The following is a 21,669-nucleotide window of genomic DNA, read 5'->3' as shown; positions in this document are numbered from 1 at the left end:
AGAAATAACGTATTAAAGAGGTTAGAAACACTTTATGCGTTTGCCCTTTCGCATTTTTGATAATAATAAATTAATTTTTTAATATTATCTGAAATTCTTTATTGCCGCATCCTCCTTGTGGATACTTATGTATGCCTGATTTTTACTGCATAAAGTATTTAATTTTATTTATGGCACGCAAATTGCATGAATATATCCATAGAAATGTAATTGCCAAAGAACTTCAATGATTTCTTATTATGTCTAGAGAAACCGATTATATTGCACAAGGAGGGGTAATATGGCGATAGTGATAAATGCACTCTTACTTGACATACTAAAAGACCAGGTAACTCCTGCACTGGGCTGTACAGAGCCCATAGCAGTAGCTTTAGCCGTAGCCAAGGCCAAGGAAACCCTTGGCAGCTTACCAGAAAAGGTAGAAATTAAGGTAGATAGGAATATATTCAAAAACGCCCTTGCCGTTGGAATACCCGGAACCAAAGAAAAGGGCCTTTATATGGCTTCGGCGCTGGCGCTTGTGGCAGGCAAGTCGGAGTATAGCTTGGAAGTATTGAAGGATATAACTGAAGAAGATATACTAAAGGCTCATGAAATTATAGATAGCAATATTATTCATGTTGCCATTGCCGAAAAAATAGTCGGATTATATGTAGAGGTTAGTGCATTTTGCAATCAAGAAAAAAGCAAAGTCGTTATAAAAGATAAACATGATAATATAGTTTTGGTAGAAAAAAACGGCAAAATTATATTTAAACAAGAATCGGTAGGCACAGATAAGGTTTCATTAAAAGAGAATATTAAAAAAATGAGTATAAGGGATTTTAAGGAATTTGTAGAACAAATAGATACGAACGATTTGGGCTTAGTTGCTAAAGGAATCAAAATGAATAAAAAGATGGCCGAAGCAGGTATAAGCAGCAAATACGGTAGAGCCTTAAGCGGTGGGGTTTGCATCGAAGATATGAATTATAAAGAATATGCCAAATTTCTTACCTCAACTGCAAGCTATGCGCGTATGTCGGGCTATCCTCTTCCTGTTATGAGCTGTGCAGGCAGCGGTAACCATGGTCTTACCGCCATACTGCCCGTAGTTGCTGTGGGAGAGAAAAAGCAAATGGATGACGAAAATATAATCAGAGCGGTCACCCTAAGTCTCTTGGTTACCATCTATGTAAAAAGTTACACAGGCACTCTTTCCCCTGTCTGCGGGTGCGGGGTTGCTGCAGGTGTGGGCGCTAGTGCAGGTATTGCATATATATTGGGAGGCAGTCTCGAACAAGTTGAAGGTGCTATCAAAAACATGATAGGCACTATGGCGGGAATCATTTGCGACGGCGGCAAACCCGGCTGTGCTTTTAAACTTTCCATCTCTGTAGATGCTGCATTGGAGTCGGCCTTGATGGCATTAAACGACATCGTAATATCCTCCGCTGACGGAATCGTAGACGAAACAGCCGAAAAAACCATATACAACCTCGGCAAGGTGTCAACTGACGGTATGATAAATACCGATAAAACAATTTTGGAGGTGATGTTGGGGAAATGCCAATAATTATGGTATTATTGATGGTGTAACGATAATTTTCATCCATAACCACATTTTGAAGGTATGGATGATCTTGTTAAATACCATATTATATGTACAAATTATAATTAGGAGGTGTTTTTAATGTCAAAAAACAAAGGGGGCAGCAGTTTAATAGTCAAACTGCTGGTAAGTATTGTTATCGGTATTATTCTCGGTCTTATAGTTCCGGAAAATGTTATGGTAGTCATAGAGACGATTAAGTATTTCCTAGGTCAGATAATCTTCTTTACAATTCCTTTGGTTATCCTGGGATTCATAGCACCTGCAATAGCTGAACTTAAATCTAATGCCAGCCGATTTATGACTGTTACTATTTTATTGGCATATCTATCATCGGTAGGAGCTGCAGCATTTGCAATGATTTCAGGATACGCTATAATACCGCATTTATCGATTGCTTCAAACTTAGGCAATTTAAGAGAAATTCCAAACCCCATAATAGAACTTAACATACCTCAAGTATTCAGTGTAATGAGTGCGTTGGCATTAGCTTCAATGGTAGGCATTGCAGCTGCAAATACTAAAGCTGAGACTGTAAAGAAATTATTGCAAGAATTTCAAAAAATGGTCTTATATATCGTTCAAAATATCGTGATTCCTATACTGCCTGTTTTTATAGCTTCAACTTTTGCAGGACTTTCCTATGAAGGCAGTATAACAAGACAGCTTCCTGTTTTTCTGCAAATAATAGTCCTTGTTATACTGGGCCACTTAATATGGCTTACAGTACTGTATACACTGGGCGGGGTTATATCCGGCAAAAATCCTTTAAATGTTGTAAAACACTATGGCCCCGCATATATGACAGCGGTAGGTACCATGTCAAGTGCTGCAACACTGCCGATAGCTTTAGAGTGTATCCATAAAAATAATGAAATACCGAGGCATATTCAAGATTTTGTAATACCGCTTTGCAATACTGTTCACCTTTGCGGTTCTGTACTTACGGAAACATTTTTTGTAATGGCTGTTTCTAAAATCCTCTATGGCACGATGCCGCCGCTTACGCAGATGATAACATTTATCTTTCTTTTAGGACTTTTTGGTGTTGCTGCACCGGGAGTACCGGGCGGAACGGTTATGGCATCCTTGGGCCTTATTACAAGTGTGCTTGGTTTTGATCAGGCAGGAGTTGCCATGGTGCTTTCTATCTTCGCACTTCAGGACAGCTTTGGAACAGCGTGTAATGTCACAGGGGATAGTGCAATAGCTCTTATGGTAACAGGAATTGCAAAAAAATTTATGAAGGATGATGGATCGGCAGATAGCGTCTGACAAGATAAAACTTTTAACGCAGCATTTTAAATATAAATAATATATGATTCTTTTGTGGCAACATATTTAACAGAAAACTAAGCCTTATATTTGTTAACAAATTAAAAAGCCTGTATCTCATATTTTGATACAGGCTTTTGAACATTTATTACTTGACAAAACAGAGCTTAAATAATTGTGCAGCGAGAGTAATTGGAAAAATAAGTTAGAAGTTTATTAAAATTGATTGGTTATATAAGACTTTGTCCTTATAGCTTAGACAATTTCGCGAAACTGTAAGAATAAAAGGAGGAAGAGTTTAAGGTGAACAAACTCTTTTATGGGTATATAGGAATTACTGTTTTATTGGGCATATTAGCCATAATTTTAAGGAGCAATATTATAGTTTTATGTATTATTATTATGTCTAATATTTTATTTTCTCTTTTAACGATTTGGACCATTGTTAAATCTTTCAGTTGTTTACAGGGTAATCTAAATGAGATTGTCAACGGACAGCTCAATATCAATATTAAGCGATCAAAGATTAAAATAATTGACCAAATAGGACAAACGATAAACAGCTATCTGGTTAAAATTCGCAAATTGATTTGCCAGTACCAAAACTTTTCAGAAAAAGCAATAAATCAATCTAACTCAATTAAAAAGCAAGCGGAAAGTATCAAGGATACATCAAGGGAAATAGCGTTAACCGTGCAAAGTATAGCCGAAGCAGTGACGAATCAAGCTGCATCTACGTCTGAAGTGAAGGAGAATATAGAAGTATTTTCTAAAGAAGTCGATGAAATATGCCAAAATGCCAGGCTCTCTGTTGATGTTGCCAAAGACTCAAAAAACATAGTAAAGGAAAGCTTCGAAACCTTTCGTGAAACCTTTAAAGAGCTGGAAGGTATCAAAAATTATAATGATAAGGTTTTAGAGGATATGGAAATCTTGGACAAATCGGTGAGGCAGATAAGTGCTATAACTGAGGCAGTAGAGGAGATTGCCTCGCAAACACATCTTTTGGCATTAAATGCTTCTATCGAAGCCGCAAGAGCCGGAGAAGCAGGAAAAGGCTTTGCGGTAGTAGCGGAAGAAGTAAGCAAGTTAGCTGATAATTCTTCTGATTCGGCAAAAAAGATTAAAGAATTAGTTAACAGTATAATAAGTGAGATAAAGGGTTTAGCAGTTGATATAAAAGGTCAGGCGGATGTAATCAGCAAAAATGCGGTATATGCACAAAAGGCATTGGAAAAATCTGATGGGATAAGCAAGGCGATGGATGATAATATAAAAGCAACAAATGCCATAGTAAAACTCACAGAAGATCAAAGAGCAAAAATAGAAGATATAACTTGTGCAATTGATGTGATAAATCAAATCACACAGCATAATGCGGCTACATCGCAGGAGATAACCGCATCGACACAAGAGCAGCAATCCATAATTGAAATGATATATGACTCTATTGTATATCTTAATAATGCCATAGAATATAGTAACAGTATAATAAGTGATTTTACTAAAGGGTTTAAGATTACTCCTGAAATTAAAGAAAAGGTAGATAAGGCAAAACAGTTAGTTGAAGAAATATCAACCTCTCATGAAATATTAAATTTAAAAGGAGAAGAATTGCGCAAATATCTTATAAGTAAACAGAATTCAGTTGATTTTATTGAGCTAATTTCATTTATTAACAAGGATGGCTATCAAGAGGTTACTTCAGAAGATGTGCCGGAAGAACACCGGGATGTAAGTGCCAGACCGTACTTTTTGAAGGCAATTTCAGGAGAAACGTTTATAAGTGAAGTATATGTTTCTACATTCACTAACAATTATAATATAACAATAGCTGTGCCGATATTTAAGAACAATGCCACAGTAGGTGCTGTTTTGGCGGATATAAACCTTAACCAGAATTAGAGTTTGATAGCGAGAAAAATTAATTATTTTTTAGAACATTTATTCATACTAATAAAAAATATATAATTAAATGAACTTTATAAACATAAAAAGTATATTTTGATCCAAACAATATCTGAATTATACAAATATTTTCAGGAGGGTAGAATATGTACAAACCTATTGGCTCTTGGGTGGCCATACCTACACCCTTTAACGAATCAGGAACAATTGACTGGAAAGGTTTTGAGATTCTTATTGACCATCAAGCAGCACATGGTACATCAACATTACTTGTGATGGGATCTGCAGGGGAAGTTACTTTGCTGTCAGAAGATGAGCGAAAAGAAATTGTAAGGCGTGTATCGAAATACGCAAAAGGGAAGATACCGGTATTCTTTGGAGCTACATTTCCTACAACGGAGGAAACCATAAAATTCAGCCAGTATGCTGAAAGTGAAGGGGCCGATGGCTTGGTATATACCGCACCGCCTTATTTGCTGCCGCCCCAGACAGCCCTAGCGGAACACTTATTAGCCTGCACTAAATCGGTATCGATACCTGTTGCCATCTATAACAATCCAAGCCGAGTAGGGGTTTTTATTAAGCCTGATACCATTGGACGTTTGGCTGATGAGTGCCCTAATTTTGTGGCAGACAAAGAGGCCATGGGAAGCGTTCAGCATCTGGTAGAGGTTAAACGACGGGTAGGGGACAGGGTGCATATACTGTGCTGTGATTTTCCACAGTACTCCATTTTATTGCCAACGCTTGCCATAGGAGGCCATGGAGCTGCAAATATAGGCGGGAATATAATTCCTGAAGAGATGGCTATCATTGCAAGACCATGGGACAGCATAGATAAAGTTGAGGAAAGCCGCAGGCTGTATTTTAAGTATTATCCTCTGCTGGAAGCATTGTATTGGTTTTCAAATCCAATTGTAATAAAGGCTGCCTTGAATATTCTCGGTCTACCTGCCGGAAAGCTGCGCAGGCCTTACCCGGAGTTAAGAGGGGAAAAGCTTGATGAGTTAAAGAGATTGATGGACGAAATGGGCATTATTGAAAAATATGGTCAAAGATAAACTTGTCATTACTTTAAAAAGTCAATGTTGACCTAAAATCTCAACATATTTTTCTTGACTATTTTTCCATCAGGGCGAATAAAAGTCTACTGGCAAAAGCGAATTTGTCTAGGTAATTTGCAGGGATATGAGTCTGTTATAGAATTAAGATCGATATTCGGCTAGGGAGGTAAGTTTTCTAATGGATAAACATTTAGTTGTAATCGGAGGCACTGCAGCAGGCATGAGTGCAGCTGCTAGGGCGCGTAGAGGCGATCCATCACTCTCCATAACGGTATTTGAACGCACAGGGCATATAACTTATGGTTCTTGCGGACTGCCGTATTATATAGGTGATGTTATAAAGGATGTTAATAAACTAATCACATATACTCCTGAATATATGAAAAAAGAAAGAAATATTGATGTCTATACATTGCACGATGTTACGGATATTAATACTCAAGAAAAATATGTAAAAGTAAAAGATCTTAAAAGCGGTGACATATTTAAGCAGCCTTACACTCAACTTGTGATTGCCACCGGTGCAATCCCCGTAGTTCCTAAAATATTGGGCGTTGAGCATAAAAACATTTTTACATTAAGAAATGTAGAAGATGGGCTGAGGATTAAGGAGCTTTTGTCTTCCGGCAGGGTGAAACGAGCTGCTATTCTTGGAGCAGGTTTTATAGGGCTTGAAGTATCTGAAGCATTAAGAAACTGGGGAATAGAAGTGACTGTATTTGAGATGCTACCTGCCATACTCCCGCAAATAGATGAGGAATTTGCTATACTGGTAGAAGATGAGTTACAGAAGAATTCGGTCAAGCTATATAAAAATACAAAAGTTGTGGAGTTTCAGGCTTCTGACGAAAATGTTATAAAAATATTGACTGAGGACGGAAGAACTTTTGAGTCAGATATGGTCATTGCTTCGGTTGGGGTCAAACCTAGCACGGCGCTTGCTAGAAATGCAAATATAAGCATTGGTCCTCTGGATGGCATAGCAGTGGATAAATACATGCGGACAAGTGCTCCGTATGTTTGGGCTGCAGGAGATTGCACAGAGACATACAATTTGGTGACAAGAAAACCTGCTTATCTCCCTCTGGGCACTACGGCCAACAAACAAGGTAAAATTGCAGGTGAAAATGTAGTAGGCGGCAGTGCTGCCTTTCCCGGTATTCTTGGAACGCAGGTAACTAAGATTTTTGATACCTATGTAGCATCTACCGGCCTTAATGAAATGTCGGCGAAAGATGCCGGGATTGCTGCAGTTTCAGCTAAGATAGTTCACACAGACAAGGCATCATATTACCCCGGCTCAAAATACATTCACACAAAAATCGTATTAGACAAAAACACAGCAAAAATTATTGGAGCTCAGATGACGGGAAGTGAGGGCATTGGAAAAAGAATTGATGTCTTTGCCACTGCTATCACTGCCGGTATGACGGCTTACCAGCTAAATGAACTAGACCTTGCCTATGCACCCCCTGTATCACCCGTTTACGATCCCGTCCTTATTGCCGCATCAGCAGGGATAAAGGAGTTAGAAAAGGCATAAAAGTTAAAAACTAATCTTATATTCTTTAATATCAGACCATCTTATGAAGACGGCTACATAGAAAACTAATTATGTTGAATGCAATAGATTTTGCAAATAAAAGTCATTTGGCTTTTTCTTCATGGAATAAGTTTAACAAAATAATTCCTACAATAAATAACACAGCACCTAACACAATATAGACTGTAACAGGTTCTTTTAAAAAAAGCCACGCCCATAATAACGTAAATAAAGATGACATCTTGATTTCAATCACTGCCAATATAAAAGATATTTTTTTCATGGCTTCTGTGTAAAGATAAAAGCCTAAGCCAGTGATAATAGTTCCTAGGAAAAACATAGCTACTATTGTCCTAAAATCTAGTAGTTTTGTGTCAATACCAAATATATATGGAAAGGGACATGTTAGTAACATGCAGATCATAAATATAGAATAATTAATACTTATAGAATCCATTCTTTCTATCAAAACCTTTTCACTGATCACGTGAATGCTTTCTCCTACACCAGATAGAAAATACAATAAAAGTAACATGATTGAACCTATATCCAATATATCTTTTAAAGGCGCACCATTCCAACCGATTATGAATATGCCCAGCATACACAACACAGCTGCTCCCCAGCTTTTGGTAGAAATTCTTTCTTTAAAATAAAATTTGCTAATTAAAAGCATGATAATTGTTTGAATCGGACTTATTAAAATAACTCCATAGGCATATCCCAAATACGTAGCCAAATTCATAAACACATAACCGGCTGTTTTTCCAATAGCTGCAATCCAAATCCATGGATCTTCAAAATTAACCTTCAAGTTCTTATTTTTTATAAGCTGATATGCCCCCAAAAACAATACCGCAAAGACGTAAGTGGAAAATGAAAGGACATATGCATTGACATTATTGTCAACTGCTTTTATCAATACACCTGAAAAACTCCATAGGACAGAGGTTATTAAAATCATCAAAAATCCCAATTGCATTATCCTCCCTAAAGAAAATGAAAGGTTTCGCAAAGTTTATAGCTTTACGAAACCTTCATGAAAATAATAATCTTAAGCCTTGTTGTCAGAACCAAACAGCCGTATATATCTTTCTAGCTCGCTACTATAGCCCTTTATTCCTTCATCGTAAAAGTCTATAAGATTAATCTGCTTAGCTGATTCTATTTCCAACATTTTTTTCATAAAATCTATAGCTTTGTCACTCAGATCTGTGAATAAATTTACCTTTGAGATACCACTTTTTATGGCTTTCTGCAGAGCTTCATCACCGGTAGATGAACCTCCGTGCAAAACCAATGGAATATCAAGACTGTTTCTGAGTTGGGTTATCCGCTCAAAGTCGAGTTTCGGCACACCGGCATAATGACCGTGAGCAGTGCCTACAGCTATTGCAAGGCAATCTACTCCCGTTTCTTTTACGAAAATTTGTGCTTCTTCAACTTTGGTAAAACTATTATTATCATCGGCATATTCTTCGCCTACTCCAACATGACCTAGTTCAGCTTCTACGCTAACATCGGCAGCATGAGCGATTTTACATAGTTCCTTAGTATCCTTTAAGTTTTCCTCGAAGGGCCGACTGGATCTATCTACCATTATAGAAGTAAAACCTGCCTTTATAGCCCGAACAGCACCTTTGAAGGTTTCGCCATGATCCAAATTGATAGCTACAGGAACACTTGCATTTTCACCATAATGCTTGGCAATCATGGCTACTTCAAAGATATTTTCCTCATATCCGCCTTCACCGTAATCCAAAATAATAGGTGACTTTAATTTCTCTGCAATTCCTACAGCTGCCTTTATAGTCTCTAAGTTCCACACATTAGGTGCAGCTACACCGTATTGCTCTTGGGTAGCTTTTTTCAAGATATCATCCATTCTGCAAAGCATAAAACCACATCCTTTAAAATTCTATAGTAACTCTATAAGCCGAACCTGAAGTAGCTCGCTTAAAAGCCTGTTCAGCTTCTTCTACCGTATATTTTTCATCCAACAATGCTTTAACATCAATTTTCTTTGAATTAATCAATTCACAAGCTGCTCGGAAATCATCAGGATCTCCACCATAGGTTCCGATAAGGGCAACTTCTGTGTAATGAATATTGTTTGGATCAACAGTAATTTCAGGTTTCGGATAACCGGCGGCAAAAAACAGTACATTACCCTTGTGCCTGACAATTTTTAAAGCCTGATTATTGGCAATGGTATTCCCTACTGCTACTATAACGTGATCGACACCCCTACTTTCGGTCAAGCTATTTATGGAATCTTCTATATCTTCTTCCTTAGAGTTTATGACAAAATCACACCCCATGCCCTTAGCTTTCTCCAAGCGTTCTTGCTTAATATCAATTATGACAGTTTTAGCTCCATGATTTCGAGCCATCATCATATTTAACATTCCCATAGTTCCTGCTCCAAAGACAGCTACCGTATCTCCCGGCTGGATACCCAACCGCTTCTGGCCGTGTATCACGGTGCCAAGAGGCTCTTCAAAGCCTATATCTGCAAAGGGAATGGATTTACTAAAACTATATATAGTTTTGACAGGCATTACTAGATAATCAGCTAAACCGAACATGCCATAATAGCCGTCATACCTTATATCGGTCTTATATAGCGTTGGGCAGTTAGTATATATGCCTCTCCTGCAGTACCAGCATTGGCCACAGAAAGTATAGCCACACGCCACGTGATCTCCAACAGCTATATCTTCTCCTGTATCTGGGCCTAATTCCTCTACAATACCCCCGAATTCGTGGCCGCCGATATACGGATAGTTCAATGGCCTTTTACCCAAGTACTGTCCTTGTTCAGTAGTACAAATATTGCATGCTTTCACACGAATGAGAGCTTCGCCGGGACCGGGTTTAGGAACATCTAGCTCCCTTATCTCCAGTTTTTCCGGACCTGTAAAGACTATAGCTCGCATCTTTGCCATATCAATGTCCTCCTTTGATTTAGAATATATACAAAGAACCTCCTATAATTCCAATTATGAGAAGATACAACATAATGGTAGTTATCTTCTTTTTTCGAAGCATCATCTGCCAGCAGAAAAGAACTAACCCCAAAGGCAAAATCCCTTTTAAAATGTTATCCAGCACATCAGTCTGTAGTGACAATGCTTGACCGCCGGCAATAGGAATTGTTATTTGTGTCGACAGATTAACATAAGAACCAGTCAAGGCTCCAAGCACCGACATGCCAACTATTCCTGCAGCATAAATGAGTTTATTGATTGATCCACTTTCTAGTAAGCTAGCAATCGACTGTTGACCATATTGGTAGCCTCTGAAAAACAAGAAATAAGATTCGCCTAGCATAATACAGCTTATCAATAGAAAGGGTATAATTGAACCAAGGGAATTTCCATTCATAGCAAAAGGAAGCCCTATAGATACCGCTAATGGTACTAAGGTTCCCCAATCTATAGTATCGCCTATGCCTGCCAATGGTCCCATAAGGCCAGTTTTCAAACCATTTATTGCTTCATCAGAAAGCTCTGCACCATTAGCTCTTTCCTCTTCCATGGCTAAGACTATGCCGCCGATAATTGAACCCCAGTTGCCTTGAGAGTTATAAAAAACTAAATGTCGCATAAAGGCTGATGCTTTTTCACTTATATCGGAATACAGCTTATCTAAAGCATCACTGATGGAGTACAAAAACCCTGAGGCCTGCAACCTTTCCCAACTGGGACATGATTCAATAAACCATTGCCATCTAAACCAAGCTTTAAATATATCCTGTCGAGTAAGTCTTTTCTCTTTATTATCTTTAGTTGCCATTATTTAAACCTCCCTTTAACTCGAGGTTGATAAACGCTATACAGGTTGCTAACACAGCGACAGGTAGTATTCCTAGATTCATATACTGTGTCAACAAGAACCCGACGAAAAAGTATGGAAGTATCGACTTTTTTCCTATAACTCTCATACTAAGAGCAATACCAACTGCCGGCATCATACCGCCGATAACCTCCAGAGAGTGCATAAGTCTTTCCGGGATAGCATTCAAAAGGGCTTGTACCGCTGTATTACCGTAATATACGGCTAAAAAAGTTGGAATGCCATAAAGTACAAATAACATAGCTTGTGGGATAATTACATGAAACAAGAAAAACTTGCTACCATCACCTTTTTCAGCATACTGATCCATCATATGTTGCCAAATGGCATTGGTCCCCATCCTTACCTGATGTAGTAATATCCCCAGAAGACCGATAGGTACCGCCAGAGTTACTGCAGCTTGCGGACTTACTCCTGTAAGAACGGCTAGCGCTGTACCTACAGTGCCAGCTAATATGGCATCAGAGGGCAAGGCTAGTCCTGCCCCGGTAATCCCCAAATAAGGTAACTGCACGCAAGCAGCAACCTTCATTGCTTCGGGCACGTTACCAATGATTAATCCAACAGGAAATCCCAACACAATCGGGCTCCACATAGATCCACAGATAGAATAGCCAAGTACTGCACTATGAGCTAGCCAACATACAACTCCTACCATCAATGCTTGCATAAAAGAAATATTCATATTTAAACCCCCTTATCCTCCAATATCTTTTTAATTGATACTGCTGATTGTTCGGGTACTACTTGGTAGTAAACGTTTATCCCCTTATTTACTAACTTTTTTAGCATTTCCACTTCTTCCGGCGATGCAAAAACATTCTTATAAAATGGCTTCCTACCAGCTGCTGCACCGATTCCCCCTAGGTTTATCGAATCTATTTTGACACCTGCATCAATGAGTCTTGTAGCAGTTTTGATAGTCTTCATCAAAACAATAGTGCGCTTTTTAAAAGATTGTTTTTTTAGAACATCAATTGCATCATTGACTGATAAAATATCAACGGAAATTTCTTGAGGTACAGCCATTTTAAAAATATTTTGCATAAATGAATCCTTGGACAATATATCATCTATGATTGCGATATTTTCTGCGCCTACTGTTCCTAGCCATGCAGTCATGACTTGACCATGAATAAGTCTCTCATCAATTCTGTATAACACGACTTCAGCCATTGAGTCACCTCCTCTCTAATATCAAGTATTAAGAATATATTTCTTGGAAGATATCTTTGATTCCTGAGCAACCTATTTGCATGCAATGATTTTTTAGTTCTCTTAGACTCATAGATTTTCTCATGGTCATAGCTTCTAAGATCATAGGCAGGTTTACTCCGCTTATGCATTCAATTTTTGACTGTTTGAGATTTTTTTGGTCTTTCATATTTATTGCCATCACATTACATGGACTTCCTCCGTATAAGTCGACAAAGACCATTACACCTTCGCCACGATTCAATGACTGAATTTTGTTATTTACTCGCTCCTTAAAGCTATCAATGCCGTCTTCGAGGAACAGTCCTAAAGCAGCAACATCATCTTGTTTTCCTGCTATTAACTCTGCACTCTTAATAAGTTCTTTGCCTAAATTTCCATGGGTTACTACAAGCAAGCTTATCATATAATCATCCCCTTACAGTATATAAATGCTAGTTCAAAGTGAAGATTGCTCAATTTCCACCTCTGTTGTCTTACGTTCAATATTTGATTGCAATAATCATGCCATGAATTTTCTACTTGCGTATCAATTGATAACAAACATGCCTTTGGGTTCATAAATATCAAGAAAAAATCCCCGGTTTGAACCAATTCAAATCGGGGTAAAAGGTATCCGTATCAATAAAAACATTATTAGTATCAAGTTTATAATTGTGTATCAAGATGTGTATCGAATATCTTGGCCACATAAGCAATTTCTGTATCAGGAATTGTCACTCCAAAAACTTCCCCTGCTAAGGTAAAATGTTTTTTCAATATATTAAACAGTATGCGATTATGCATTTCAACTAACTCTATATTTTTATAAGGAAGCGGTTCATGAACTAAAACCCTTTCAATCATGCAAGAACAGTGAAACGTGAATTTTACGAGCATATCATCATTAAGATCCTCGCCAATATCTTCTAAAATTCTCTCCAATGTATACTTTAAAGTATCAAAAGCTTTTTCGGGGTTTAAAAAAGTTAATGTCTTACCCAGTGTATCAATCAGCATCCTTTCAAAAAATCGTTTACCCGAACCTTCGGAGTATATTTTTAATTCTTCACTGTCTACTGATTGACCAATAAATGGACTTATATTCTTTACATCCTCCTCCAGAGTTTCTAAGTCCATACCCGGCACTATGGCCTTCCGAGTGGCTTCTATTACCATAGGAGTGCTTACCATCTCAATCACTTTCGTTGGGATTCCGGTTTTTTCCGTGGCTATTTCGCCAAAGGCTTTGAGTGATCCCATATCTACCAGCATTAATACTCCCTTGCCGGTGTTCAATCGTTTTATTTCTTCTATTGTTTTTTCAAGGGCATCTTCAACACTAAGCTCCAAGGGCATATCTACAGCATGAGCATGGTCAACACCGAGAAGCTTATTGGCTACGTGGGCCATACCACTAGCTACTGCAGGACCATGGGCTATAACGAGGACTCCGATGTTGCCACTGTCTTTTCCTGTCCTTACTGCATATAAAAACATGGCCAAAAATGCAGCTTCATCTTCCGGTATGGGAATTAAAAGTTTATTTTCCAAACTATGCATGATCTTTAAAGCTAGTTGATACTCTTCAGGATGTTCTTTTTTTATACTTTTTCTGTCGGGATGAGATATCACCGTTCCGCGTTTCAATCGTTCTATCAGTGTTTCTATGTGAAGAGCTAGACTATATACGATTTTTCGATTAAATAAAAAATCAAAATCGGCACTAAGCTCAGATAAGGTATCCTCTACTTTTTGCAATATGGATTGATCGATGATATTCGATATAATAAGTCTATTGGCAGGAACGTTACTGGTACTATTAAGCCTGACCGAGAAATTCTGGAAGTAATTTTTAATATTTTTATCTATTTTTTCTCTTATTTGTTTTCCGGAAAGTCCTGCCTTGGAATATCGCTTCCAACTCTTCTCGATTAAGTCATAAAAATCCACAGCCATTTTGTAGTCATCCACTAAAATCCTATTAAACAACCCACCGGCACCTCCAGGATTTTTACCGTCGAACAGAATACTGTCTGTTTCCAATAGACTGAATATCTGAATGATTTCCTTTCTCTTTCCTTCTGTCTTGAACAAACCTTCTCGCACCTGATGGGAAAGCTGAGACAACCTTATCTCCATTAACTCATCCTTATATGTTATGTAATCCAAAAAAGCTTTTGCACAAATCAGTTGGATATCACTTTTCAACTGACCTATGTTGTTTGGGCAATCATACAGCAAAAATGCCTTCAATACTTCCTTTGAGACCTTGATCGAAACTTTAACCCGCTCTGACTCCTCCTGAAAAAATTGACAGATTAAATTCATTCGTTCCCTTAAGCTTCTTTCGTTCAGCGTAGGAAGCTTTATTAGAACAGGGATTCTTCTTAAAAAAGTATCTAACATTACGCTTTCCGGAGCCTCTGATGTTGCAGCTATTATTAATACTCTAGCTTTTCTAGTATTAGCTGCTTCACCCATCATTCTATAGATGCCTTTATCCATCAATAAAAACAACATTTCCTGACCCTCAGGTGGGAGACGATGGGCTTCGTCCAAAAAAAGGATACCTCCATTGGCATGGCTGACCAAGCCTTCTTTGGTTCTGCCAGCTCCAGTAAAAGCTCCTTTAATGTGTCCAAAAAGATGAGATAAGATTAGCTGTGGGTTTTCAGCATAATCAGCACAGTTGAATACTATAAAGGGAGCGTCCTGAGGTAATCGGCCAGTCTCTAGAGCGAAACGGTACATAGCTTCAGCGAAAGTGGTTTTACCTACGCCTGTAGGACCGGATATAAGAGTATGAAGTCCAAAGGGAGGATACAGTATGGCGGCTTTAGCCTGTTCTACCTGAGCTTTCAGGCTGCCGTCAGCTCCCACCAATGAATCCAATGCCCCAGTTGACCCTTTAACAGAACTGACAGGATAAACATCCTTTTTACTATTTGTGTCTGATTCATCGGAGCAGTTATTCACAGTCTGCATAAAGTCCTTAAAATCGGAAAAAGTCGGGTTCTTTATACTTATTGCAAAATAACCTTCGATCAGCTGTTTATCAAGATAAAGCACAGGTCTTCCCCTGATTTTTAGAACTTTTCCCTCTCTAAGCAAGCGGTTTAATTCCTTGCTCGTATTATTTCTGCTGACACCTACCTTGTTACCGATATACTCTGCATTAAAGCCTATTTCTTTGTCGCTATTAAAACCTTTTAGACAGAGGGCTCTGGTCAGACTTTGTAGTTCATTATAAATTTTTGCCTTTCGACTTAAAGCCTGTTTTTTATTACTAGATTTGGACATTGACCAGCACCACCTTTTTAAAAGAATAAGATATTCTATTATAACTAAATGAGAAAAAACTCTTATAAATTAATAAGTTGATAAACGGATTATCCTTCCTCCAACAGTTGCAGCATTACATCAATAATATTGGAGTCATACTTAAGACCTCGGCCGCTCTTAAGTTCGTCAATAACCTCTGCAATGCTTTTTGCCGGTCGGTAAGGGCGGTGTGAACTCATTGCTTCTACCACGTCGCAGACTCTTATAATGCGGTTTTCAAGGTTTAATTCATCATCCTTAAGGCCATCCGGATAGCCTGAGCCATCTAACTGTTCATGGTGATGGAGCGCAACATCTGCTACTGGCCATGGCAAGCTGCAATTCTTTAAGATTTCATAGCCTCTAATTGTATGTGTACGCATGAGCGCCCATTCTTCTTCGCTTAAACTGCCGGGTTTACAAAGAATACTCTCAGGTATTGATATCTTACCTATATCATGAAGTAAGCCGCAAACATAAAGCCCATTAATTTTATCCCTATCCAATTCCATTTTCTCACCTATTTTACGGGCATATTCAGCTACTTTGCGAGCATGACCGGCTGTATATGGATCGCGGGAATCCATTGCCCTAGCAACCGTTTCGGCCAAGTCAAAAAACGAGTGTTCAAGCTGCTTTTCTGTTTCTTTTTTCTTATGCCTTATCTGCGCTTCGCCTAATTCGCGCTCAATGGCAGCGACCAATCTTGCCAAGTTGTCTTTCATGACGTAGTCATGAGCACCGGCTTTCATGGCCGCGACTGCTGTTTCTTCTCCGATAGCTCCCGATACGATAATAAAAGGTATGTCAATCCCGCTTTTTTTAAGCATGTCAAGAGCTGCAAACGCATCAAAACGCGGTATATTATAGTCTGAGAGTATTATATCCCATGTATTTTTAGATAAAGCGTCTTCCATGGCCTCAGGAGTATCTACGCGTTCAAAAGTTGGATTAAAACCATCTCGCTTTAATTTGCGTACCAACAATAGGGTGTCATCTTCTGAATCATCGACAATAAGTACACGAAGCGGTTTATTCATTCAAATCTCCTCTCTACAAGCAGTAATTTCATTTAAGAATACAAATACATTAGCATTATATATAAGGAAAAACCTATTTGCTTTTTAGACTGTATATCTTACAAAGGGAGAGTAAAATAAAAAGTTGTACCTTTGTTTTCATGGCTTTCAGCCCATATCTTTCCGCCGTGACGCTGAATAATTTTATATACGGTTGCTAAACCAATACCCGTGCCGGCAAATTCAGCTTCGGTGTGCAGCCTCTGAAAAGGCTTAAACAATTTATCCGCATATGACATATCAAAACCTATACCATTATCGCGCACAAAATATATGGGGCCATCTTCAGAGTGCATAATACCAAATTCTATCTTGGCATTGGGATTTTTTCCGGTGAATTTCCATGCATTTTGCAGTAAATTTTGTATAACGACTTGCAATAAGCTTTGATCTCCATACACAGTAATATCTTTAGCAATTTCAATTTGTACCCGGCGCTGTGGCTCAAGGTCTTTAAGCTCTGCTGCAATCTCACGGCATATTTCGCTTAAGTTTACACTGCTCATACATAGCTGTGCACGTCCTAATCTTGACAGCTTAAGCAGATCATCGATAAACCCTTCCATGCGTTTGGCAGCTGTATATATTCGCTGCAGGTAGTTTATGCCATCTGAATCCAGCATATCCTCATAATCTTCCAGCAATGCCTGACTAAATCCTTTAATACTTCTTAAAGGTGCTCGCAAGTCATGCGAAACGGTATAGCTGAAAGACTCAAGCTCTTTGTTAATTTGTTCCAGTTCAATCCTTGACTTGGTATCAGTTATATCTACAATATTAAACAGGGTTGCTGTATTCCCATTGTAGTCAATTAGAACATTGCTTATCAGCGCATAAAAAAAGCTGCTGTCTTCTCTTAAAAATCGGATTTCATAAGTATCCGGTTCACTGCTGCCGCTTTGCCTTCGCTCCACCCTTTCCAAAATAAAACTGCGATCTTCAGGGTGAATAATATCAGCAATCCATCGGCCTACTACATCTTTTGCTGTATAACCCAGCATTGTTGCAAACTTTTCATTGGCATAGACTATCTTATTATCCTGATGTATTCCGATGCCGATTAGAGCATGTTCAACTAAGCTTCTGTATTTTTCCTCGGATTCCCGTAAGTCCTGTTCTATCTTTTTGTGCTCTCGAACATCTCTGGCATTGATTACTATACCTGTTGGCTCGCCAAATTTATCTTTTACCGCTGATGCCAAAATCCAGACCGGTATATTTTCACCACTTTTTGCTTTCAAATACATTTCATGGTTATTGACGTCGTCGGACTCTGCAAGAAGTTTGCTAATAATGCTCCCATCTGCCGCAGGAGCAGTAATTAAGTCAAAAGGCTTATCTTGCAGTTCATAAGGCGAATAGCCCAGCAAATCATAGGCGGCATTGTTAGCAAAGGCGATTTTATAATCAGTATCCAACAAGATAAGAGCGTCACTCATTGTTGCGATTATTTCATCGGCAGCACCTGCCGGAGTTAAATCCATCAATTTATAGTTTGATATTGCAAAAACAAAGCCGTTTGCCCAAATAAGAATAAAGACAACTCCGATGGGCGGCACGGCGGTAATTTCAAAAAGCGGAAAGATTATATCTGTAAGCGAGCTTAAAATAACCGTAAGTAAAGGTGTAATAAAAAATAATCTTGCAGCTTTTTTATCTCGCTTTGTTTTTGCTTTCCGCCCATAATCGTATATTAAATAAATACTGGTGGCAACAAAGCCGATATAGTATAAAATAAAGAAAGCGAGAGGAAGTGTTGGCTTTATTATGTACGACCATCCGTAGGGCTGTTTAATAATTCCTGCGATGATATAGCCGGCTTGCTGCCAGTAAATGCAAAACAAAGCAGGAATTATGCATAGTATCACCATCAGCGGATTGCTAACCACTCTGTCATATCCGGTAAATTCCATATAAAAAAACAATACGAAGGAAGGGAAACTGCACCATCCTATGGAAGCGATGTTAAGCCATGCCATGGCTTCATCCGGCGAAATAGCACTGTGAAAAAATACGAATGCAGTGCTCCAGATTGTAAAAGGTAAAATTGCTAATGCACAAAAGCGGTTTAATCGGCTCTTTGGATTTTTGTATAGCAAAAAAACAATTAATAATATATAGAATACTGAGGCGAAGTAGCAAAGTAAAATATTAAATAATCTCAAAATATTTCACCCTTTGTGATGAAATTTGAGTAAACTAGAAAATCATATTTTGGAATTAAACAGGTTTTTATTTATCCGTTTGTACAGTTTATTATAAAGTAAACCTTGAACAAATACCAATCATTTTGTTTAAATGGTAAATTTAAGCCTGCCGGGCTAAGCACTAAGCTAATAAAAGCTAAACATAACTCCAATGTGAAAATCAATTTTATCTGGCAGTATCGGCATACCGTTAATGATAATGATGCACAAGACATGCCGACCGCAGCTTTAGAAAAAAAGGTTTATTTCTAAAGCAGAATCAATATATTACATCGAAAAGACATAGATAGTGATTGAGTCCGATATTTTTGAAATATTCGGTCCCAATCACTATCGCTGTATAACAATCTTCTAAATTATACCTTAAATACCTTAGTTGCCTCTGACAACTCTTTTATCATACTTGCAAGTTCATTTATTGAAGCCGTTATTTCTTCCATGGAAGCTGCCTGTTCTTCAACTGCTGCACTGACTTCTTCCGTGCTGGCGGCAGATTCTTGAGTGATAGCAGAGATATTTTCAATAGCGCTTATAACGCTTTGCTTATTTTTATCGATTTCTTTGATTTGTTCAATAAGTAATGCCAAATGCTTGATTGAATCATTTACAGCTTTTTGTATTTCCTTAAATATGTCAGATGTGTTGTTCATTGAAAGGGTAAAATTACCCATCAAATTTTCTGCATTTGCCATAGATGTTTGTGCCTGCCGTATAACAGATGTGATTTCATTTATCATACCGCCGATATCCTTTGTTGCAATGGCAGTTTGTTCGGCTAATTTCCTTATTTCATCTGCAACTACTGCAAATCCCCTTCCCGCATCTCCTGCTCTTGCCGCTTCAATGGCTGCATTTAGTGCAAGAAGATTTGTTTGGTCTGCTACAGAAGTAATTGTTTCAAGTATGTTTGAAATTGAAGCGGATTTTTCAGTAACAGCCTTTATGGTTTGGGATACCTCTTCTATTGCCATACTGCTTTGTACAAAGTTGCTTTCCAGTTCGGTTACAATTTTTAGACCGCTTTCGCTTTTTGAACTTGTCTGCATTGTAAAATCACTGGTATCTTTGGCAATACTGCTTATGCTGTCAAGTTTTTTGCCAAGCTCTGCAGTTAAATTTACGGCTATTTCAGCATCTTTTGCCTGCTCACTTGCTCCTTCGGCTATTTGCTGAATAGTTGCAGAAACCTCTTCGCTGCCGGCGGCTACCTGCTCTACAGATTCATTTAAAGCACCAGTGGTATCTTCGGAGATTTGTGCTATTTTTTGTATATTTGTTACTATATTTTTAAAGCTTACTACTGCAGTATTAAGTGCTCTTATTGCCGCACCAAATTCATCCCGCCTCTTAGTATCAATAGACCGAGTGAGATTGCCTTCTGCAAGCTCCGCGGCATACTTCTGCACCTCTAATAGAGGGGTTTTAATAGTTTTAGAAATGTAAAACGCAAACAGTATTCCAAGTGCTATAAAAACAATTGTCATTATGATAGTGTTTCGTCTTATGGAATTAAGGCCTGCGAATATCTCGCTTTTTTCCTGAGTCAAAGCAATTGACCAATCAGTTCCCTCGACCGGTGCAAATGCCATATACTTTGCCACACCTTTGTATTTATATTCTCCAAAACCGGATTCGCCTTCGGCCATTTTTTGCTCCAATATTGCCAAACCCTGAAGCTCGGGCGTGTTTTCAGCACTCTGCACAGTATTATCCTTGTCTATGACAAGCTGTGTATCCCGGTGTGCTATGGTTATTCCTTCACTGTTTATCATATACCCATAGCCGGTCTTGCCGAACTGAACGCCGGCAATCATATCATTCATTTTTTTATGATCTAATGCTGCTACTAATATGCCAACCTGCTTGCCCTCATTCTTTATCGGAGTTGCCAAATATATAATCAATTGATTGTTTTTATAGACAGGATCTGAAAAACTGGTTTTGCCGCCAAGTGCATCTTTAAAGAATTTTTCATTATTTACAGTATCCTGCGTTTCATCTATGTATACAACATTGCCGTTCAAGTCTGCTACTCCTATATTATAGTAGCCTAAACGCTCTTTATCTTCTAATAAAGCCGGTTTTTGTTCGACCCAAACCATATTGCGTACTCTTATCTTTGCAGCACAACTTTCAAGCTCGGCTGCTATTTTTTCGTTCCACATTTTTATAGATTGTGCATGTGCTTTAGCTTGTGCCAGTAACAGTTCCGAAACACTGCTTTGAATCGTCGACGCCGCACGCATATATGACATATATCCTAAAGTGCTGCAAATGATTACTATCAGTATAGAAATGCTGAAAGTGATAAACCTACCGATACTGGAGCTTTGTTCGAACCTTTTACCGCTGAGCGCCCTGCTTTTTTTTGACATTTTTGACTACTCCTTTCTCGTCTTTCTGTTTGTTTATGCAAATAATTGTAGGAATTTGTAGAAATTTGTAAGACTAGCTTATTTTAATTATAAACCAGCTTTTATGGTAAATCAAGCAAATTTTGTAATTTCCCAAAAGAATCAATTGTATAATAATGTGCTAATATTAATAATTAATAGAAATATTGTAAGTGAGAGCTAAAAAGAAGAGCATAAGATTTGCTTTAAAAAACTTTAAATGTATAGTAGAA

At 38.2% G+C, this 21,669-nt stretch carries 16 protein-coding genes; 5 read left to right on the top strand and 11 right to left on the bottom strand.

All coding sequences use genetic code 11. The features are described 5' to 3' along the window. Positions 1–280: 280 nt before the first annotated feature. From TEPIRE1_RS12755 to TEPIRE1_RS12735, 5 genes are all read left to right on the top strand, one after another. Complete coding sequence (locus TEPIRE1_RS12755) at positions 281–1,555, top strand: L-cysteine desulfidase family protein (RefSeq protein ID WP_013779566.1); 1,275 nt, start codon at positions 281–283, stop codon at positions 1,553–1,555. 117 nt (positions 1,556–1,672) lie between these two features. Further along, entirely contained in the window at positions 1,673–2,866 is a 1,194-nt protein-coding gene (locus TEPIRE1_RS12750) for a dicarboxylate/amino acid:cation symporter (RefSeq protein WP_013779565.1), read from the top strand. Between the two features lie 303 nt (positions 2,867–3,169). Further along, positions 3,170–4,771 (top strand): methyl-accepting chemotaxis protein, encoded by a 1,602-nt coding sequence (locus TEPIRE1_RS12745; RefSeq protein ID WP_013779564.1) that lies wholly within the window; start codon positions 3,170–3,172, stop codon positions 4,769–4,771. A gap of 149 nt (positions 4,772–4,920) precedes the next feature. Continuing rightward, positions 4,921–5,835 (top strand): dihydrodipicolinate synthase family protein, encoded by a 915-nt coding sequence (locus TEPIRE1_RS12740; RefSeq protein ID WP_013779563.1) that lies wholly within the window; start codon positions 4,921–4,923, stop codon positions 5,833–5,835. A 181-nt stretch (positions 5,836–6,016) separates the two neighbouring features. Beyond that, entirely contained in the window at positions 6,017–7,381 is a 1,365-nt protein-coding gene (locus TEPIRE1_RS12735) for an FAD-dependent oxidoreductase (protein ID WP_013779562.1), read from the top strand. A 103-nt stretch (positions 7,382–7,484) separates the two neighbouring features. Here TEPIRE1_RS12735 and TEPIRE1_RS12730 read toward each other — a convergent pair whose 3' ends face one another. The 11 genes from TEPIRE1_RS12730 to TEPIRE1_RS12680 form a co-directional block, all read right to left on the bottom strand. Further along, positions 7,485–8,363 (bottom strand): DMT family transporter, encoded by an 879-nt coding sequence (locus TEPIRE1_RS12730; RefSeq protein WP_015295970.1) that lies wholly within the window; start codon positions 8,361–8,363, stop codon positions 7,485–7,487. 72 nt (positions 8,364–8,435) lie between these two features. After that, complete coding sequence (locus TEPIRE1_RS12725; RefSeq protein WP_013779560.1) at positions 8,436–9,278, bottom strand: class II fructose-bisphosphate aldolase; 843 nt, start codon at positions 9,276–9,278, stop codon at positions 8,436–8,438. Between the two features lie 13 nt (positions 9,279–9,291). Beyond that, positions 9,292–10,329 (bottom strand): zinc-dependent alcohol dehydrogenase, encoded by a 1,038-nt coding sequence (locus TEPIRE1_RS12720; RefSeq protein ID WP_013779559.1) that lies wholly within the window; start codon positions 10,327–10,329, stop codon positions 9,292–9,294. A gap of 19 nt (positions 10,330–10,348) precedes the next feature. Next, complete coding sequence (locus TEPIRE1_RS12715; RefSeq protein WP_013779558.1) at positions 10,349–11,179, bottom strand: PTS system mannose/fructose/sorbose family transporter subunit IID; 831 nt, start codon at positions 11,177–11,179, stop codon at positions 10,349–10,351. Beyond that, positions 11,169–11,909 carry a PTS mannose/fructose/sorbose/N-acetylgalactosamine transporter subunit IIC gene (locus tag TEPIRE1_RS12710; protein ID WP_269450253.1) on the bottom strand — a complete coding sequence of 247 codons (741 nt, stop codon included), beginning with the start codon at positions 11,907–11,909 and terminating at the stop codon, positions 11,169–11,171. The genes TEPIRE1_RS12715 and TEPIRE1_RS12710 overlap by 11 nt, the downstream gene beginning before the upstream one ends. Before the next feature lie 17 nt (positions 11,910–11,926). Further along, positions 11,927–12,415, bottom strand: a complete 489-nt coding sequence (locus tag TEPIRE1_RS12705) for a PTS system mannose/fructose/N-acetylgalactosamine-transporter subunit IIB (RefSeq protein WP_013779556.1) — start codon at positions 12,413–12,415, stop codon at positions 11,927–11,929. 28 nt (positions 12,416–12,443) lie between these two features. Continuing rightward, complete coding sequence (locus tag TEPIRE1_RS12700; RefSeq protein ID WP_013779555.1) at positions 12,444–12,860, bottom strand: PTS sugar transporter subunit IIA; 417 nt, start codon at positions 12,858–12,860, stop codon at positions 12,444–12,446. 242 nt (positions 12,861–13,102) lie between these two features. Then, positions 13,103–15,736 carry a sigma-54-dependent transcriptional regulator gene (locus TEPIRE1_RS12695; RefSeq protein ID WP_013779554.1) on the bottom strand — a complete coding sequence of 878 codons (2,634 nt, stop codon included), beginning with the start codon at positions 15,734–15,736 and terminating at the stop codon, positions 13,103–13,105. 89 nt (positions 15,737–15,825) lie between these two features. Continuing rightward, complete coding sequence (locus tag TEPIRE1_RS12690; protein WP_013779553.1) at positions 15,826–16,797, bottom strand: HD-GYP domain-containing protein; 972 nt, start codon at positions 16,795–16,797, stop codon at positions 15,826–15,828. 98 nt (positions 16,798–16,895) lie between these two features. After that, positions 16,896–19,001: a PAS domain S-box protein gene (locus TEPIRE1_RS12685; RefSeq protein WP_013779552.1), complete on the bottom strand. Its 2,106-nt coding sequence runs from the start codon at positions 18,999–19,001 to the stop codon at positions 16,896–16,898. A gap of 398 nt (positions 19,002–19,399) precedes the next feature. After that, a complete protein-coding gene (locus TEPIRE1_RS12680) occupies positions 19,400–21,418 on the bottom strand; it encodes a methyl-accepting chemotaxis protein (RefSeq protein WP_013779551.1) in 2,019 nt (672 codons plus the stop codon). Positions 21,419–21,669 lie beyond the last annotated feature (251 nt).

The sequence above is a fragment of the Tepidanaerobacter acetatoxydans Re1 genome (genome assembly GCF_000328765.2).
In the GTDB taxonomy this organism is placed as follows: Bacteria; Bacillota; Thermosediminibacteria; order Thermosediminibacterales; family Tepidanaerobacteraceae; genus Tepidanaerobacter; species Tepidanaerobacter acetatoxydans.
The sequence above is the reverse complement of the archived record's forward strand: the minus strand, read 5'-3'. Positions and strand labels throughout refer to the sequence as shown.

Bases quoted from the DNA above. Each gene is read 5' to 3' on its own strand.
- TEPIRE1_RS12705 (WP_013779556.1), bottom strand. From the start codon at position 12,415: ATGGCTGAAGTCGTGTTATACAGAATTGATGAGAGACTTATTCATGGT.
- TEPIRE1_RS12740 (WP_013779563.1), top strand. From the start codon at position 4,921: ATGTACAAACCTATTGGCTCTTGGGTGGCCATACCTACACCCTTTAAC.
- TEPIRE1_RS12680 (WP_013779551.1), bottom strand. From the start codon at position 21,418: ATGTCAAAAAAAAGCAGGGCGCTCAGCGGTAAAAGGTTCGAACAAAGC.
- TEPIRE1_RS12725 (WP_013779560.1), bottom strand. From the start codon at position 9,278: ATGCTTTGCAGAATGGATGATATCTTGAAAAAAGCTACCCAAGAGCAA.
- TEPIRE1_RS12720 (WP_013779559.1), bottom strand. From the start codon at position 10,329: ATGGCAAAGATGCGAGCTATAGTCTTTACAGGTCCGGAAAAACTGGAG.
- TEPIRE1_RS12755 (WP_013779566.1), top strand. From the start codon at position 281: ATGGCGATAGTGATAAATGCACTCTTACTTGACATACTAAAAGACCAG.
- TEPIRE1_RS12730 (WP_015295970.1), bottom strand. From the start codon at position 8,363: ATGCAATTGGGATTTTTGATGATTTTAATAACCTCTGTCCTATGGAGT.
- TEPIRE1_RS12700 (WP_013779555.1), bottom strand. From the start codon at position 12,860: ATGATAAGCTTGCTTGTAGTAACCCATGGAAATTTAGGCAAAGAACTT.
- TEPIRE1_RS12710 (WP_269450253.1), bottom strand. From the start codon at position 11,909: ATGCAAGCATTGATGGTAGGAGTTGTATGTTGGCTAGCTCATAGTGCA.
- TEPIRE1_RS12750 (WP_013779565.1), top strand. From the start codon at position 1,673: ATGTCAAAAAACAAAGGGGGCAGCAGTTTAATAGTCAAACTGCTGGTA.
- TEPIRE1_RS12715 (WP_013779558.1), bottom strand. From the start codon at position 11,179: ATGGCAACTAAAGATAATAAAGAGAAAAGACTTACTCGACAGGATATA.
- TEPIRE1_RS12695 (WP_013779554.1), bottom strand. From the start codon at position 15,736: ATGTCCAAATCTAGTAATAAAAAACAGGCTTTAAGTCGAAAGGCAAAA.
- TEPIRE1_RS12735 (WP_013779562.1), top strand. From the start codon at position 6,017: ATGGATAAACATTTAGTTGTAATCGGAGGCACTGCAGCAGGCATGAGT.
- TEPIRE1_RS12690 (WP_013779553.1), bottom strand. From the start codon at position 16,797: ATGAATAAACCGCTTCGTGTACTTATTGTCGATGATTCAGAAGATGAC.